The following is a 15,234-nucleotide window of genomic DNA, read 5'->3' on the forward strand; positions in this document are numbered from 1 at the left end:
GGATGCAAAATTACACTTTTTTCTTGAATCCACCAAATTTTTCCTCTTCTTTTTAAGAAATATTTTGGAAAAGAGCATAATATGTAGGTTCTAAAGTTATGCCAGGCGATGTTGTCTGTTAGGCGTTCCGGCGGATTTGCAATCCGCAGCCGTAGGCTTTTCATATCCCCAGGTCTTGATGTTGCATTCTCGCTTGAAGCGGATTACAAATCCGCATTAAAGTGGTCGAGCCTTTTTTGTCTGCGGATTTCAAATCCGCAGGAACGCCTAGCGGGCTTGCGTTTCCTCTTGTCGCCTAGCGGGCTTGCGTTTCCTCTTGTCGCCTAGCGGGCTTGCGTTTCCTCTTGTCGCCTGGCGGGCTTGCGTTTCTCCTGCCAACTATGTTTTCGATGGATAAGAAAAAGAAATCCCCATCGCCTCTGTTTGTGTAGAGGACGATGGGGATCAGTATTTTTTCTAATACATAATATCTACTAGGGGAATTACTTGATAATCGCTGTGCTGCCAAATGTTACAGTGAAGTCATCGATGAGAACATCACCGCCTGGCTTCTTTGCATTCATTATGACGAAGCAGTATGTGCCGTCAGCAGAAATAGTGAGTGTTTGCTCTACTAGTTTCCACTCTGTATTCTTGAGTTCGTTAACGTACTCACCATATATATAATCGCCTACTTTTCCATCTGTAACAGGAACTATACCTGGACGGACAGAAGCGCCTTTCTCTGTTACGGCTTTAACATAGAACTTAACTTTGTATTTGCCAGCCTTGAGAGTCATCTCCTTATAACCTAAGCGCTTGTTCGCACTAGCAGATCCGCCTACTTTTACAGAGTACTTGCCGCTATGAGCGTCTTCGCTCTGAGAAAGGGTAGCATTGCCTGCTGTAGAAGCTGTTTTCCAGTTGGTTGGCTTACCATCTGCCCAAGTCTCGAAGCCGCCATTCTCCCCTGTTGCTACTTCGCCTGGGTTTGGATCTGGTTCTGGGTCTGGCTTAACCTCACCGCTGCCTGTACCTTCACCTTCAATCTTAACGATAGAGCTGGTCTTGTCAACCTCCATGATTTCGTTATTATTCTTATCAACGAACTTCATGATCTTACCCAGGATAGTAACCTTCTGACCCACCTTCAAATCTTCCTTAGAAGCGAAGTCTGCGCCGTTCAGTCCCTTACCAGAGTAAACCTGCATGTCCTTGCTCTTGCCATCGTCTGAGATGTAATAGGTGATGCTCTTGTATTTCTCATTATAGAAAGCAACATCTGAGATGATACCTGTCAGGTAAACCTGTGTAGTAGGCGCTGTGCCAGCCTTGATGGCTGCGATAGCTTCTGCCACGTTGTATGGGTCACTGAGAGAACCCTTACCAGTTGCTGGAGTATCAGGAGTTGTAGTTCCTGCGTTCTCGATAGAGATGATGGTGCTGTTCTTGTCGATTTCATTGACAATAGTGCCATCATTCTTCGTGAATGCCTTGACGATTCCTTTTACTACTACGATCTGACCAACTTTCAAGTCATCCTTGGAAGAGAAGTTTGCACCATCCTTGCCTTTGCCAGAGTATACTTCGATAACATCTGAAGAACCCTCGTCTGCGATGTTATATGACAAACTGCTATAGGTTTCGTTGAAGAAAGTTACGGCTGTAATCTTACCCTTTACGCATACAGCTGTAGAAGGTGCTGTACCTGCCTTGATGAGGGCGATAGCTTCTGCTACAGTATATGGATTGCTTTCAGAACCCTTTTGGTTAGGATCTGTCTCTCCTGGAGTCTCAGGCTGAGTAGGCAGTGTGTAAGGTTCTGGCACATCCTCGCAGCTGCTGAATGTGAAAGCAGCCATCGCCGCCATCAAAACTGAAAATATATACTTTTTCATATTGTTGTCTTTTTTATTGATGTTACTATATATATTAATGTATAGAGGTGAGTTTTGTTAATCTACCATGAAATTCTTGACTTCCCATGTTGGAGCCGCCGATGTGGAACTGCTATAGAGGAAACCTATGTATATGGTCTTGCCACAATACTTGGTTAAATCTGCAGTTGAGGTAACAAAGTCCCAGCCGTTCTTGGTAGGATATCCTTTCACGTCCAAATCTGTCCATGTCTTTCCGTTGGTAGAAACCTGAACCTTGCATTCCTTGGTCATGTCGGAAGAGAAATTGATGGCCTGGTCGAATTTGAGGGTAGCGCTCTTTACGGATGAGAGGTTGATGGTAGGTGACTTGAGTCGTGACTGGAGTTCAACGTTGGCACCGTTTACATAGCCTGAAGCCTTCATGCCGTATGCAGCCGAAGCCCATTTCCAGGCATAGCTTACGCCTTCTGCAAGTTTGATGTTTTCTGTAGTGAAATCGCCCTGGCTTTCATCGAAAGCCTCCTTGAAGATTGAGAGCACAGAAGGAGAGAGGTCGTCAGTATTGCGGATGATAATCTGCCATACATTATTATATCTTGTAAAGATGCCCGTGATGTCGTAGGCTCCGTCTGGCAGGATGGCATTGGCGAAGCGGGCATAACCCGATGTTCTCACTACCACGGTATTGGAACTAATCCATTGGCCGGTAATGGCATCCTTGAGTGTCTGGTTGGTGGTCTCATCGTTGGCTGCCCATACGTTTTTGCCGTTAGCGCTGTTGAACTTCACTTTCCTGATGGTCATCAGCTTGCCTGCATTCTCTTCCAGGTAGGTGGCATCTGTTGCCTTCGTAAGGTCGAACTCTTCTGCCTCTACATTGCTGGCATCAGCTTCATCAAGAAGCTTGAAATGCTTCTGCCAGGTAGGGCGGTCCATCTTACCTACGGATGTAGCCCCCGTCTTCAGGTTGGTGTAGATGCCGCCTATCTGTGCCTGCTTGCCGTAGCCGCCGATGTAGAGGCCGTTGAGGTCGATGAGAATCTCCTGACCCACTGGCAGATAGCCATAGAGTCCGCCGCCGTTGATATCTACGAGGATAGCACCTGTGGCATCCTGCAGCGCCACCTGCTGATAGAGGTTGCCGCTGATGTCATTGCCCGTGATGTAACCCTTGATCATCATCGGCTTGTCGATGAGCTTGTATCCGCCACCAGTGATGGTGGTCTTGTAATCGCTCTTGAGCTGTGCAATGGTAACCACGTTCTTTTCCTTGAGCAGGTTGTTGCCGTAAGGAGGAGCAGGGATGGTCTCTACCATATCCGGGTCGGCATAACTGTCGCCCATGCATGATGCCAGCATCATTCCCGCCATCGCCATCATGGCCATTGCTATGAATTTTATCTTTTTCATTGTCGTGTCGTTTTAGAATCTATTTTATGTCATTCTAGAATCGATGATACATCGTTTTAGAATCGGTAGCCAATCTGGAACATGCCGTTGGTTCCGGGTGTGTAATACTTCTTTGGATTCTTTGAGAACTGATAAACGCGAACGTTGTTCACCTCGCCGCCTGTGGTGAGGGTGTAGCCCGAACGTGAGTTCTGCTCATATCCGCTCGCTACCAGCTTCTGGTTGTTGAAGAGGTTGGTAATCATGAGGTTGAAGTTGAGCGAGCCCTTCTTCAATCGGATGCTCTTGCCGATGCTCATATCTACCATCCAACCGCCATGCCCCTTAGCCTGTGCTACAGCTTCTGGTAACCAGCTGTTGCCATCTTCTGTAACTACTGCCGGGAATATCTCTGGATACTTCTGGTGAGCCGACTGACGGTTCTTGAGCACTTTCTCGTAGCGGTAGCTAGGAGAATAAGAGAGGTAGATGCGGTCATAGTAGTTGGCATTCACATCGATGAACCATCCGTTCAGATGTGTGCTCAGACCGATGCTTCCCACAGTGAGTGGAGTTCCGCTCTCTCGCATGTCAAGAACGTAAGCCTTGTCGGTATAAACCTCAGCACTCTTAGAGAGCATATAGTTGGCTGTTACATTGTTGATGTTCTTTGCCTCGCTGATAGCTCCCAAGGTCTTGAGGTCGAGCCATGAAGTGAGTTTGAACTTCAAGCCAGCTTCCAAGCCATAGTATTCCTTCTTCAGACCGGTCATACTTACGTATGTAAATGAGTTTTCATCATCGTTGTAGAAGTTCTGCCACTCTGTAACATGTTCCAGACGGCTATAGTAACCGCTTAAGTTGGCATGCAGCCATGCATTGCGATACTGGTAGCTGAATTCTGAGCTGAAGATACGCTCGTTCTTGAGATTGGTTACGAAATCATTGTTGATTTCTGGTGCAATAAATGCAGTATTAGCCATAGGGGCACGCCATTCGTAGCCAGCGCCAATGCTGAAAGCATGACCTCTGCCTAAGTCTACATTCAGGCTTCCCTTCATACCTCCATCCAGGAAGTTGGCAGTCTCACTGTTGCCGTAACTGTTGTTGGCTGCCATACCATTGCGCATATATCCATGACGCTTCATGCCTGTATAACCGATACGGCCACTCAACATTGCCTTCATGCGGTAGAATTCGCTGGTATAGGTGCTCCAGAGGTTCGCCTTGTTTACATCGATACGATAGTCGTAACCGAATTTGTCACCCTCATAGACAAGTTTACCAGTGTTGTTTGGACCAGCTGTGTTAAGGTCATACTGTACACGTGGGTCTGTGATAGGATAATCACCGATAGCATAAGAGTTTACGTTGTGGAATATGGTTCCGCCGAGCATATCCTCCATGGTCTGATAATGGCGATTGCTATTGGTGCCAAGCATGAGACCTGTAGCCAGGCTAGACTTCTTGGTTAACTTGGTGTTCAGGGTTGATGACAAACTTACATTGAGGTTGTCATTATGTTTTGCCTGCAGATAGTACATGGTTTCCTGACCATTCTTAGCAGCCTGCTGGTTAGAATAGTAGAGACGGTCCCAATCAATCTGTCTGTTCGCCTTGCTTGCTGTCCAGTAGTTTACAGCGTTGTTCCAGCTGTCCCAGTTATAAGCATTGTTACCGTTCTTGAAGTCGCCCCATACGTAGAAGTTAGCCGATGGCATGTTCTTCCAATAGTCTGGCTGAGGGTTCTCGGCGTTGTTGTAGTTGAGTTTGGTGCTCTTGTACATCGAGTATTTGCCAAACAGTGAGGTAGTGAGCTTCATCTTGTCATTGATGTCCCAATCCCATGTAGCGATAGCAGAAGGTGCAAAGTCGTTCACTACGCGTGAGTTTCTCTTGTGCCCGTTCTGATAACCCCAGTATGGGTTGTAATAGTAGTCGTTGGCAAGCCAGTAAGCCTCATCTGTAGATGCTCCCTGAGTACTTCTTTCGGTAGGGTTACCCCAGGTAGAGAAGCTCAGTGAGTGACCGTTCATCCATTTCTTCTGTACTCCGAAGAAATAGGAGAGAGCATTGTAGAAGGTTCCCTCTACATATCCACGGTTTGCCCAGCGATAGGTCAATCCGGCAGTGATAGCCCAACCTTTCTCATTGAAACCGCTGGCATAGGTGTATAACCCACGAAGTGTGTAGTTGCGGTTGGCAGCAGCCACGCTGGCATACTGACCTTCCTGCATGCTTCCTGCACGGAAATCGTAGTTGTTTGAACCCGCCATACCTGTCATTGAGTAATTGTTGGCTTCAAAAGGTAAAGAAAAGTCTACATTTCTGGAGAAACGGTTCAAACCACCGATGTTGGAAAATCTGAACTGTCCCGTCTCCATATCGTTCATGGCTGTTCCATTAATATAGACATCATTGTACTTCTGGTTGAAGGCACGATAGCGGAAACGGACGGGCGAGAACAGGTAACCTGCCTTGCTGGCGTAAACGTTGCTGGTTGAATTGAGGATGGTGACATTTGAAGACATGTCATCGTCCTCACCCAACTGTGCCTCTGAGAAGGTAAAAGCATTCTCGTCAAGACCCTGTGCTATGTTTTGCTCTGTTTTTTCATTTTGAGCCATAGTAAGCGTACAGGAAAAGAGTGCTAACGTTGCTAAGTTTACTTTCTTTTGCATAGTTTATCGTTATTAAGAATTAATAATTACTTATAGACGGTACCTTTATAAGGTTCTTGCCTAAAGATAATTATAAATTTGTTTTTAATGCTGCAAAGTAACAAATAATTTTTTGAAAAAGAAAGTCTTTTTAGTTAAAAATGAATGAATTCTGAAAAAATATTCATTTTTATGGGGAAATCTGCGGTTTTTGTACTATCTTTGCCCAACAAAATCGCACAGTTATGTGCTGTGTGCATACTAAAAAGTATATAACTTAAATATTAAATAGGTGGTATGAGAAAACAAATGCTTTTTTTGGCAGCCTTGCTTTTTATAAGTTTGGGTGCTATTGCCCAGAAGAAATCAAAGGCTTCTAGTGGTAAACAGTTTCAGGTATATGCTGTTGGATTCTACAATCAGGAGAATCTCTTTGATACCTGTCATGATGCGGGTAAGAATGATTATGAATATTTGCCTGCCAAGGGATGGAATGGTATGAAGTATACCAACAAATTGAAAAATATGTCCAGAGCCCTTGCTGATATGGGTACTGATGTGCTGCCTAACGTGGGATGTGCATTTATTGGTCTTGCCGAGGTGGAGAATGCCAACGTCTTGAAAGATCTTACAGCTCAGCCTCCTTTGAAGGCTCGCAATATGCAATTCTGTCATGTTGAGGGTCCTGATAAGCGTGGTATTGACTGTGCTTTACTTTATAATCCAGCACTTTTCACTGTCAAGAATGTAAAGTTGGTTCCTTACGTCCAGGAATTGGAAAAGGATTCGGCTTTCATGACTCGCGGATTCCTTACCGTACGTGGTGAAATGGGAGGTGATGATGTGGCTGTCATTGTATGTCACTGGCCTAGCCGTTTCTCTGGACCGTTCTATCGCGAGAGTGGTGCTCGTCAAACGAAAGTTGTGAAAGATTCTCTGCTCCGCCTAAATCCTGGGATGAAGGTCTTTGTGATGGGTGATATGAATGATGATCCTACCAATGAGAGTATGCACAAGGTATTGAAAGCAAAGGCAGAAATCTCTGAGGTTGGTCCTGATGATATGTATAATCCATGGTATAATATCCTGGCTAAGGAGGGTAAGGGTACTTTGTTCTATAATGGCTCCTGGAACCTTTTCGATCAGATTGTGCTTTCGCCTAGTCTTTTGAATAAGGATTCTAAGAACAAGGATTACAGCAGCTTGAAGTATTGGAAGCACCACGTATTCCGCAGAGATTATCTGATTCAGCAGGAAGGACAGTACAAGGGAGCTCCTTTGCGTACCAAAGCGGGTGGCAGATGGCTCAACGGTTACAGTGATCACTTGCCTGTAGTTTTATATTTGGTGAAGGAGAAAAAATAAAATGGTTGAAGAACATCCTTTTGAACCATGGTTACCGGGCAATGCCAAGTTGCTGATGCTCGGTACCTTTCCACCCGCAGAGAAGCGATGGTGCATGCCCTGGTATTATCCTAACTTCCAGAACGACATGTGGAGAATATTCGGACTGATTTACTTCGGAGATAAATTCCATTTCGTAGATGTGGAACATAAGACTTATAGGCTGGATGCCATCAAGGATTTTCTGAAAGAAAAAGGAGTTGCTATCTATGATACCGCCCAACAGGTGATTCGAACCAAGAATACGGCTTCTGATAAAGACTTGCAAATAGTGCAGCCTTCTGATCTGGATGGTATGCTTGCCAGATTACCCGAATGTAAGGCGGTTCTTACGGCAGGACAGCTTGCCACCAAGGTCTTTTCTGACCATTTTGGCATTCGTTCGCTTCCCAAGATGGGAGAATTTGTAGAGTTTACTGTCGGAACTCGTCAGCTTAGGCTTTACCGCATGCCGTCCAGTTCCAGGGCTTATCCGATGGCGGTGGAGAAAAAGGCTGAGTATTATCGCAAAATGTTTGAAGAAATCTTATAGAAAATGGAAAAGATAGATAAGGTAACGGTGATAGGTATTGCTGGAGGTACTGGTTCTGGCAAGACAACAGTAGTAAAGAAACTCGTAGAAGTGCTGCCGCCGCATTATGTAGCAGTGGTGCCGCTCGACTCTTATTATAATGACACCTCGCATATGACGGAAGAGGAACGCCATCAAATTAATTTCGACCATCCGTCGGCTTTCGACTGGAAACTCTTGCATCAGCAGCTGGCTGATTTGCGTGCAGGCAAGGCAATAGAGCAGCCTACTTACAGTTATCTCAAATGCAATCGTGAACCGGAGACGATTCTTGTAGAGCCAAAGCCGGTAGTGATTATTGAGGGTATCATGACCTTGGTGGATAAGAAATTGCGCAGCTTGATGGACCTGAAGGTATTTGTAGATACCGATGCTGATGAACGCTTGATTCGTAATATTCAGCGTGATACGATAGACAGAGGTAGAACGGTATCAATGGTCGTAGACCGTTATCTCAAGGTTCTTAAGCCTATGCACGAGCAGTTTATCGAGCCAACCAAGCGTTATGCAGATATCATCATTCCGCAGGGAGGTGAGAATGAAAAGGGTATTAGTATCCTTTGTCGCTATGTAGAGGGACTCGTAGAAAAATAATAAAAATAGCCTCGCAAGTTTGAAGATACTTGTGAGGCTATTTTGTTTTCTATTCAATAAAAGTAACTTCTTCGTTTTGGGTACTGGTAGAATCTGAGTCTACTACGATGTTGTTCTTTTGGTTGTTCTTTCTCTGCCAGTTACGTCGGTTGTTGGAAATCTTGAAGGCATTGGCGCATTCTACTACACCGTATACCAACATGGCCCAACCGATGATGAGCAATGGGGCTGAGGCTAAGGCAGAAGGCTTGATGACTGCCAGTATACCCAAGAGCAGAAGGGCTGAAGGCATAAGCCAGTAGATGATGCCCACACGCCCCATCTTGGCAGCTGTTACCAGATTTGCCATTTGAGTGATGGCACCCAAGATCAGGATTGCCGAAAGGATAAACATCAGCCATGCGATGAATACATTTGGCATCAATGCCAGAATCATGCCGAGAATCAGACTGCCCAAACCAACGATAGGGAAGTTGGGCTTGATTCCGATAATCTGTTTGCCGTTGGCGTCAGAAAGCATCTGGCCTTGCATCTTCTCTGCAGTTCTCTTAGCGCTGAAGTAGGAGATGAGGGAGATGGCTCCTGAAAGGAAAAACAACACACCGATAGCGATGGTAATCCATGTGACTGTCTGTTCGCGGTATTGGATGAGTAAAACACCAATGATGATGGCGCAGACGGCACGAAACAAAGAACTATGTACTACTTTCATACTTATCTTTTTTAAAACGATTTTGCAATGTTATATTAATCTTTATGCAAAAATACGAAAGAAAATTGAGAAAGCATGATTTTTATGATTTATTTAACGCAAATTATTCCTTATTTTCGCCAATTATGAGTAATTTTGTAAGCAAAAACTATAAGCTATGACAAAGTTATATCTTGTGCGCCATGGTGAGACCGTGGATAATGCTGCTCAGATCATGCAGGGGCAGACACCGGGCAAGCTGAATGCGAAAGGTATTGAGCAAGCTGGGGAGGTTGCCAGGAAGATGGTAAACGAACCTATTGATGCCTTCGTTTCCAGTGATCTGTATCGCAGTATTCAGACTTGTAAGATTATTGCCCGTCCTCATATAGAAGCTCTCTCTCTGACTGGTAATCTGACAGATGAGGAGCTTGATGCTCATATCGTTACCACTCCATTGCTGAGAGAGCGGGATTGGGGTGACTTTACGGGTAAGTTCATTCCTTCCTTGCCTAAGGATCCAAAGGATTGGCCTGATAATATAGAAACTTTGGAAAGGATGAAGTCCAGAGCTCAGAATTTTCTTACCTGGCTCAAGGTTGCTTATCCCGATAAGACTATTCTGGCAGTGGGACATGGCATCATCAATAAGGCGATTCAGAGTGTCTATTTCAAACGCCCGATGAATCAGATAGAGAAAATGGCAAATGCAGAAGTGAGGGTTCTGATACTTTAAGTGAAGAATGAAGAACGAAGAGTGAAGAAACAACGTTCGGCGGCCGAAGGGAAAGCCAATTCATATGCTTTACTAATCATAAAGCTCAAAGTTCAAAGCTCAACGTTCAAAGTAACAAGTTTAAAAATCAAAGTTCAAAGCAAATGAATAAAATAGCTCTTATCACAGGTGCAACAAGCGGAATAGGCGAAGGTTGCGCTCGCCGCTTTGCAAGAGGTGGTTACAATCTTATTATCACTGGTAGAAATACTGGCAAGTTGGAAATCCTGAAAAAGGAATTAGAGGCAGAAGGCACTGAAGTCTTGGCTTTAGCTTTCGATGTCCGTAATCGTGAGGCAGCAAAGAAGGCTGTAGATTATATTCCTGATGCATGGCGCAATATTGATGTGCTGATCAATAATGCCGGATTGGCTCGTGGTCTGGAACCGGAGTATGAAGGTGATTTTGAGGATTGGGATCAGATGATTGATACCAATATCAAGGGACTTCTTACCATGACTCGCCTGATTGTGCCTGGCATGATTAAACGTAATCATGGTCATATTATCAATATTGGTAGTGTGGCAGGAGATGCTGCTTACGCCGGAGGCAATGTTTATTGTGCCACCAAGGCTGCCGTTAAAGCTATCTCTGATGGGTTACGTATTGATGTGGCACATACCAAGGTGCGTGTAACCAATGTGAAACCTGGATTGGTAGAAACCAATTTCTCTAATGTCCGTTTCCATGGTGATAATGCGCGAGCTGACCAGGTTTATCGTGGTATCACTCCTTTGAATGGTGATGATGTGGCTGACGTGGCTTACTATGCAGCTTCTGCTCCTGAACATGTGCAGATAGCAGAGGTGCTGGTTCTTGCTACGCATCAGGCAAACGGAACGGTTATCCATCGCGATTAGTCGCATATTATAGGAGTTAAAGGAGTTAAGACGTATGTCTTGCTGCTTAAAATCTACGCCAAAAAGACTGTTGTCTTAACTCCTTTAACTTCTTATTATATAATATGGCAGAGACGGTTGATGTCGCTCTCAAAAGTCTCGCGATTCTTTGCCTTTGCTCTCATGCCCGATTTATAGTTGTAGATGGTCTGGGTGGAATAATGCAGCAGGGTGGCTATCTCCTGACTGTCGGTTATGCCTAGTCGCATCAATGTATAGATACGGATTTCCGTGGTCAGGGTGTGGGCAGTAGGAAGTTCCAGCTGGCATTCTGGCAGCAGGAGCTTGTTCAACTCCGTCACGAAACCGGGATACAGTTCCATGAACGCCTTGTCGAAGCGGTTGTAGAACATCTGTGACTCCTCCTCTTCCATCTTGTGGGTGTTGAGGGTTTTCAGCAGGTCGGCAGTCTGGTTAGCCTTGATCTTTCGGTTCACCAGTTTGCGGTAATCTGACAATTTTCTGATATATGCCGCACTGATGTCCATGAAGAGTCGCATGTAGGTCTCTCGCTTGATGTTTGTTTCTATCAGCTGCTGGTTCAGCTGGGTGAGCTGTGCGTTCATTTCTTTCTGTTTCTCGTTCTGCTCTTCTATTTCCTGCTTGTTTTTCTTCAGCTTGTTCTTCTGTCGGTTGTTGACGAAGGAGAGAATGAGGATGATGATGAGTGCTACGCTAACGCCGATGAAGCCGAAGAGGAAACGGGTACGTGATTTCTCGGCAGCCTGCTGGTTGGCAGAAGCGATGACTGGGAGGATATTGGAAATTTCCATCATGCGCAGTCGGTTGTTGAAGAACTGGGCGTCTTCCATCGTGTGCTGGATGTATTTGGCTGCTCTCTTACTGTTGCTTGCATCCTTTTTAAAAAGAAAGTAGGCAAGTTTCTGCAGGGCTACCGTTTCCTTGAGCTGGCATAGGCCATCACTCACAGATGCTTCCACGAGATATTTCTCGTAGAGATCGAAGTTACCTGTAAGTTTGTAATATCTGGCGACACCGTATGCCGACATGGCATGGATGCGTGATTTGGCTGGAGACATCTTCACTGCCTTCATGAAATGGTAGAGCGACTGCTTGCTGGTAGGCTCATTCAAATAGATGTTTTCGCCTAGCAGATAATTGTAGTAGACGGTGTTTCTGCTATCTTCTTTGAAACTCTGGAGCAAGAGATTCATGTAATGCTTCCTTTGGGTGCGGAATTCTTTTGCGTAATCAGAGTTTTGGGCGTATGATTCCCAGTAATTATAGATCCAGGCGAAGGTATAGTAATAGTATAACTTCAGCTTGTAGGGCATCGTGTCGGGATGGAGTGATTCGAGCAGAGCTTCGGCTTTGTCATAGAATCCCCTTACCGAGAGTACTGACGCCCGGTTAATCTGGTTGAGAGTTATATAATAGGTATCGTTGATCTTCTGTGCCAACTCCAGTCCACGCTGCATGTAAGCGTATGCCGAGTCGTAGCGGTAGGCGCTGTAGGCACGGTATATGCTGTCAAGGAAAAGGAGTCGGGTCTTGTCATCTTCTGCATCAAAGGCTACCTGTTTCAGATGTTTGAGCTCGTTTTCCTTGATATCTTGATAATGCTTGTCGTTATCAATCATGTAGTCGATACGCTCCAGGAGCTTTTTCTCGTCGGTTTTGCTTTGAGCGAGCAGTGGCATCATAAGCATAAGAAGTATTAGTAATAGTCTCATCTTCTGTTTATGTTTTGTAAATGACATAATTGTAGTCTGAAAAGGATAAAATTAGTCTATTTGTCGTTTTTGTGTTGCAAAGATACAAATAAAAAATGGTATTATAGTATTTACTTTGATAAAAATGGTTAATTTTGTAAGTTTTTGATTTAAAACAAGTTAGAAAGGTGGAATTTTACTTTCCATTTACTTTTCTGCTACTTAGGGATACAACTGTAGATTTTTTGTAGTATCTTTGCAATCGAAAAAAGAAAAAAGTAGTTATTATACTACCACTTCAAGTCTTCTAAGGTACATATTCCTTTTGTTGATTTAGTATGTTGATTTAAATAAAAAACAGGTTTTAGTTTATCTAAGGGAAAAGAAAATTAGTGTATTAGGTTAAACCCGTCAGGCTCTTGTGAAAGATTCTGGCGGTTTTTTTGTCTTCTTCATTTTCCATTTTTAGGGTTTACACCTTATTTATATATTATTAATACAAATTCCTCTGCTATTTTTTGGGAATCTCAGAAATAATCTGTACTTTTGCCACATAGTTTTATTAAAAGGTAATATTTAACGACCAATGAATATTTTAGTAACAGGCGCTAATGGCCAGTTGGGTCATGAAATGCAGATTTGCGCCAAAAGAAGCAATCACAAGTTTGTCTTCACCGATGTGGCTGAAGGCTATGAGAAATTGGATATCACTAATCTTGACGCTATCCGTGCCAGCGTAAAGGAGAATGATATTCAGGTTATCGTTAATTGTGCAGCTTATACCAACGTGGATAAGGCTGAGAGTGATTTTGATTTAGCCAATTTACTTAATAATACTGCGGCTGGCAATTTGGCTCAGGCAATGAAGGAAGTAGATGGTACCCTCATTCATGTTAGTACCGACTATGTGTTCCAAGGCGATAAGAATATTCCTTGTAAGGAAGATTGGGAAACCAATCCGCTTGGTGTATATGGTAAGACCAAATTGGCGGGTGAAAAGAGTATCGAGGCTACGGGCTGCAAGCATATCATTATTCGCACTGCTTGGCTCTACTCTCAGTGGGGAAAGAATTTCGTGAAGACCATGCAGAGTCTCACGGCTAGCCACGACACCCTGAAGGTGGTATTCGATCAGGTGGGTACTCCTACTTATGCCGGTGACCTTGCTGCTGTCATCTCTCACATCATCGAGACCAACCAACTTGACAAGACCGGCATCTATCACTTCTCTAACGAGGGTGTATGCTCCTGGTTTGACTTTGCCAAGATTATCTGCGAACTCAGCGGCAACACCTGCGATATTCAACCATGCTACAGCGAGGAGTTCCCAAGCCCAGTGAAGCGTCCTCACTTCTCTGTGCTCGACAAGAGCAAGCTGAAGCAGACCTTCGGTTTTAAGGTGCCATACTGGACTGACAGTTTGAAGAAGTGTATCGCCGAATTGGCGGAAGCAAAATAATAAAGAGTTAGAATATTTGAGTTAGAAGCTTTTGTAGCTTCTGCTCAAAAAAACGAATCATAAAGTTCAAAGTTCAATTTTCAAAGTTCAAAGTAAATGAAGAATATCATTATCACGGGCGGTGCTGGTTTCATCGGCTCACACGTTGTAAGACTTTTCGTGAACAAATATCCTGAGTATCACATCATCAACCTCGACAAGTTGACTTACGCAGGTAACCTGGCTAACCTCAAAGACATTGAGGACAAGCCTAACTATACTTTCGTTAAGGGCGATATCTGCGATTTCGACCAGATGTTGAAGCTGATGCAGGACTACAAGGTGGATGGCATCATCCATCTCGCTGCCGAGAGTCATGTAGATAGAAGTATCAAGGATCCATTCACTTTCGCTCAGACCAACGTGATGGGTACCCTGTCTCTGCTCCAGGCGGCAAAGATTTACTGGGAGAGCCTTCCAGAGGGTTACGAGGGCAAGCGTTTCTACCACATCTCTACCGATGAGGTTTACGGTGCATTGCAGATGACTCATCCTGAGGGCGTTCCTGCTCCTTTCACCACCAAGGCATCCAGCGGTAAGAACCACGAGGCTTACGGCGAGGAGTTCTTCCTGGAGACTACCAAGTACAATCCTCACTCTCCATACTCAGCATCTAAGGCAAGCTCAGACCACTTCGTCCGTGCTTTCCACGATACATACGGTATGCCTACCATCGTGACCAACTGCTCTAACAACTACGGTCCATACCAGTTCCCAGAGAAGTTGATTCCGCTGTTCATCAACAACATCCGTCATCGCAAGCCATTGCCAGTATATGGTAAGGGTGAGAACGTGCGCGACTGGTTGTATGTAGTGGATCATGCCCGTGCCATCGATATGATTTTCCACAAGGGCAAGATTGCCGAGACTTACAACATCGGCGGTTTTAACGAGTGGAAGAACATAGATATCATCAAGGTGGTTATCAAGACCGTTGATAGATTGCTCGGTAGAAAGGAAGGCGAGGATATGGATCTCATCACCTACGTAACAGACAGAAAGGGTCACGATATGCGTTATGCCATCGACTCTAGAAAGTTGCAGAAGGAATTGGGTTGGGAGCCATCTCTCCAGTTTGAGGAGGGTATCGAGGAAACTGTAAAATGGTATCTTGATAACCAGGAATGGATGGACAACGTAACCTCTGGTGATTACCAAAAGTACTACGACAACATGTATTCCAATCGATAATTGATACATATTATTATACATAAAGTCCTG

Annotated in this window: 12 protein-coding genes; 7 read left to right on the forward strand and 5 right to left on the reverse strand. The window is 44.5% G+C overall.

Annotated features, from left to right (window positions below):
- Positions 1 to 482: 482 nt before the first annotated feature.
- From ACTQ53_RS00340 to ACTQ53_RS00350, 3 genes are read right to left on the reverse strand one after another with little or no spacing between them, the layout of a single operon-like run.
- A complete protein-coding gene (locus tag ACTQ53_RS00340; protein WP_441931619.1) occupies positions 483 to 1,877 on the reverse strand; it encodes a carbohydrate binding domain-containing protein in 1,395 nt (464 codons plus the stop codon).
- Between the two features lie 57 nt (positions 1,878 to 1,934).
- The gene (locus tag ACTQ53_RS00345; RefSeq protein ID WP_441931620.1) at positions 1,935 to 3,269 is read right to left on the reverse strand and encodes a DUF5689 domain-containing protein; all 1,335 of its coding nucleotides are present in this window, start codon (positions 3,267 to 3,269) and stop codon (positions 1,935 to 1,937) included.
- A 56-nt stretch (positions 3,270 to 3,325) separates the two neighbouring features.
- Positions 3,326 to 5,929 carry a TonB-dependent receptor gene (locus ACTQ53_RS00350; RefSeq protein WP_441931621.1) on the reverse strand — a complete coding sequence of 868 codons (2,604 nt, stop codon included), beginning with the start codon at positions 5,927 to 5,929 and terminating at the stop codon, positions 3,326 to 3,328.
- Positions 5,930 to 6,205: 276 nt separating this feature from the next.
- On the opposite strand from ACTQ53_RS00350, the gene ACTQ53_RS00355 reads away from it, so the two are divergent.
- The 3 genes from ACTQ53_RS00355 to udk are packed head-to-tail and all read left to right on the forward strand — an operon-like array spanning position 6,206 to position 8,477.
- Positions 6,206 to 7,273, forward strand: coding sequence for an endonuclease/exonuclease/phosphatase family protein (locus ACTQ53_RS00355; protein ID WP_441931622.1), 1,068 nt, complete (start codon positions 6,206 to 6,208; stop codon positions 7,271 to 7,273).
- A 1-nt stretch (position 7,274) separates the two neighbouring features.
- Entirely contained in the window at positions 7,275 to 7,844 is a 570-nt protein-coding gene (locus ACTQ53_RS00360) for a uracil-DNA glycosylase family protein (protein ID WP_441931623.1), read from the forward strand.
- Positions 7,845 to 7,847: 3 nt separating this feature from the next.
- The gene (gene udk / locus ACTQ53_RS00365) at positions 7,848 to 8,477 is read left to right on the forward strand and encodes a uridine kinase (protein ID WP_294971691.1); all 630 of its coding nucleotides are present in this window, start codon (positions 7,848 to 7,850) and stop codon (positions 8,475 to 8,477) included.
- Positions 8,478 to 8,526: 49 nt separating this feature from the next.
- On the opposite strand, the gene ACTQ53_RS00370 is transcribed toward udk, so the two are convergent.
- Entirely contained in the window at positions 8,527 to 9,189 is a 663-nt protein-coding gene (locus ACTQ53_RS00370; RefSeq protein ID WP_294971695.1) for a DUF308 domain-containing protein, read from the reverse strand.
- A gap of 157 nt (positions 9,190 to 9,346) precedes the next feature.
- Here ACTQ53_RS00370 and ACTQ53_RS00375 point away from each other — a divergent pair, with 157 nt between their 5' ends.
- Positions 9,347 to 9,904 carry a histidine phosphatase family protein gene (locus ACTQ53_RS00375; RefSeq protein WP_441931624.1) on the forward strand — a complete coding sequence of 186 codons (558 nt, stop codon included), beginning with the start codon at positions 9,347 to 9,349 and terminating at the stop codon, positions 9,902 to 9,904.
- A 143-nt stretch (positions 9,905 to 10,047) separates the two neighbouring features.
- Positions 10,048 to 10,803 (forward strand): SDR family oxidoreductase, encoded by a 756-nt coding sequence (locus ACTQ53_RS00380; protein ID WP_217761429.1) that lies wholly within the window; start codon positions 10,048 to 10,050, stop codon positions 10,801 to 10,803.
- A gap of 95 nt (positions 10,804 to 10,898) precedes the next feature.
- On the opposite strand, the gene ACTQ53_RS00385 is transcribed toward ACTQ53_RS00380, so the two are convergent.
- Positions 10,899 to 12,536, reverse strand: a complete 1,638-nt coding sequence (locus ACTQ53_RS00385; protein WP_441931625.1) for a DUF6377 domain-containing protein — start codon at positions 12,534 to 12,536, stop codon at positions 10,899 to 10,901.
- A gap of 565 nt (positions 12,537 to 13,101) precedes the next feature.
- Here ACTQ53_RS00385 and rfbD point away from each other — a divergent pair.
- Together rfbD and ACTQ53_RS00395 are read left to right on the forward strand one after the other, a co-directional pair.
- On the forward strand, positions 13,102 to 13,974 hold the full coding sequence (gene rfbD / locus ACTQ53_RS00390; RefSeq protein WP_153123201.1) for a dTDP-4-dehydrorhamnose reductase: 873 nt from the start codon (positions 13,102 to 13,104) through the stop codon (positions 13,972 to 13,974).
- 96 nt (positions 13,975 to 14,070) lie between these two features.
- The gene (locus ACTQ53_RS00395) at positions 14,071 to 15,204 is read left to right on the forward strand and encodes a dTDP-glucose 4,6-dehydratase (protein ID WP_441931626.1); all 1,134 of its coding nucleotides are present in this window, start codon (positions 14,071 to 14,073) and stop codon (positions 15,202 to 15,204) included.
- Positions 15,205 to 15,234: the final 30 nt, after the last annotated feature.

This window comes from Prevotella sp. Sow4_E9_plate (genome assembly GCF_052116205.1).
Taxonomy (GTDB): Bacteria; Bacteroidota; Bacteroidia; order Bacteroidales; family Bacteroidaceae; genus Prevotella.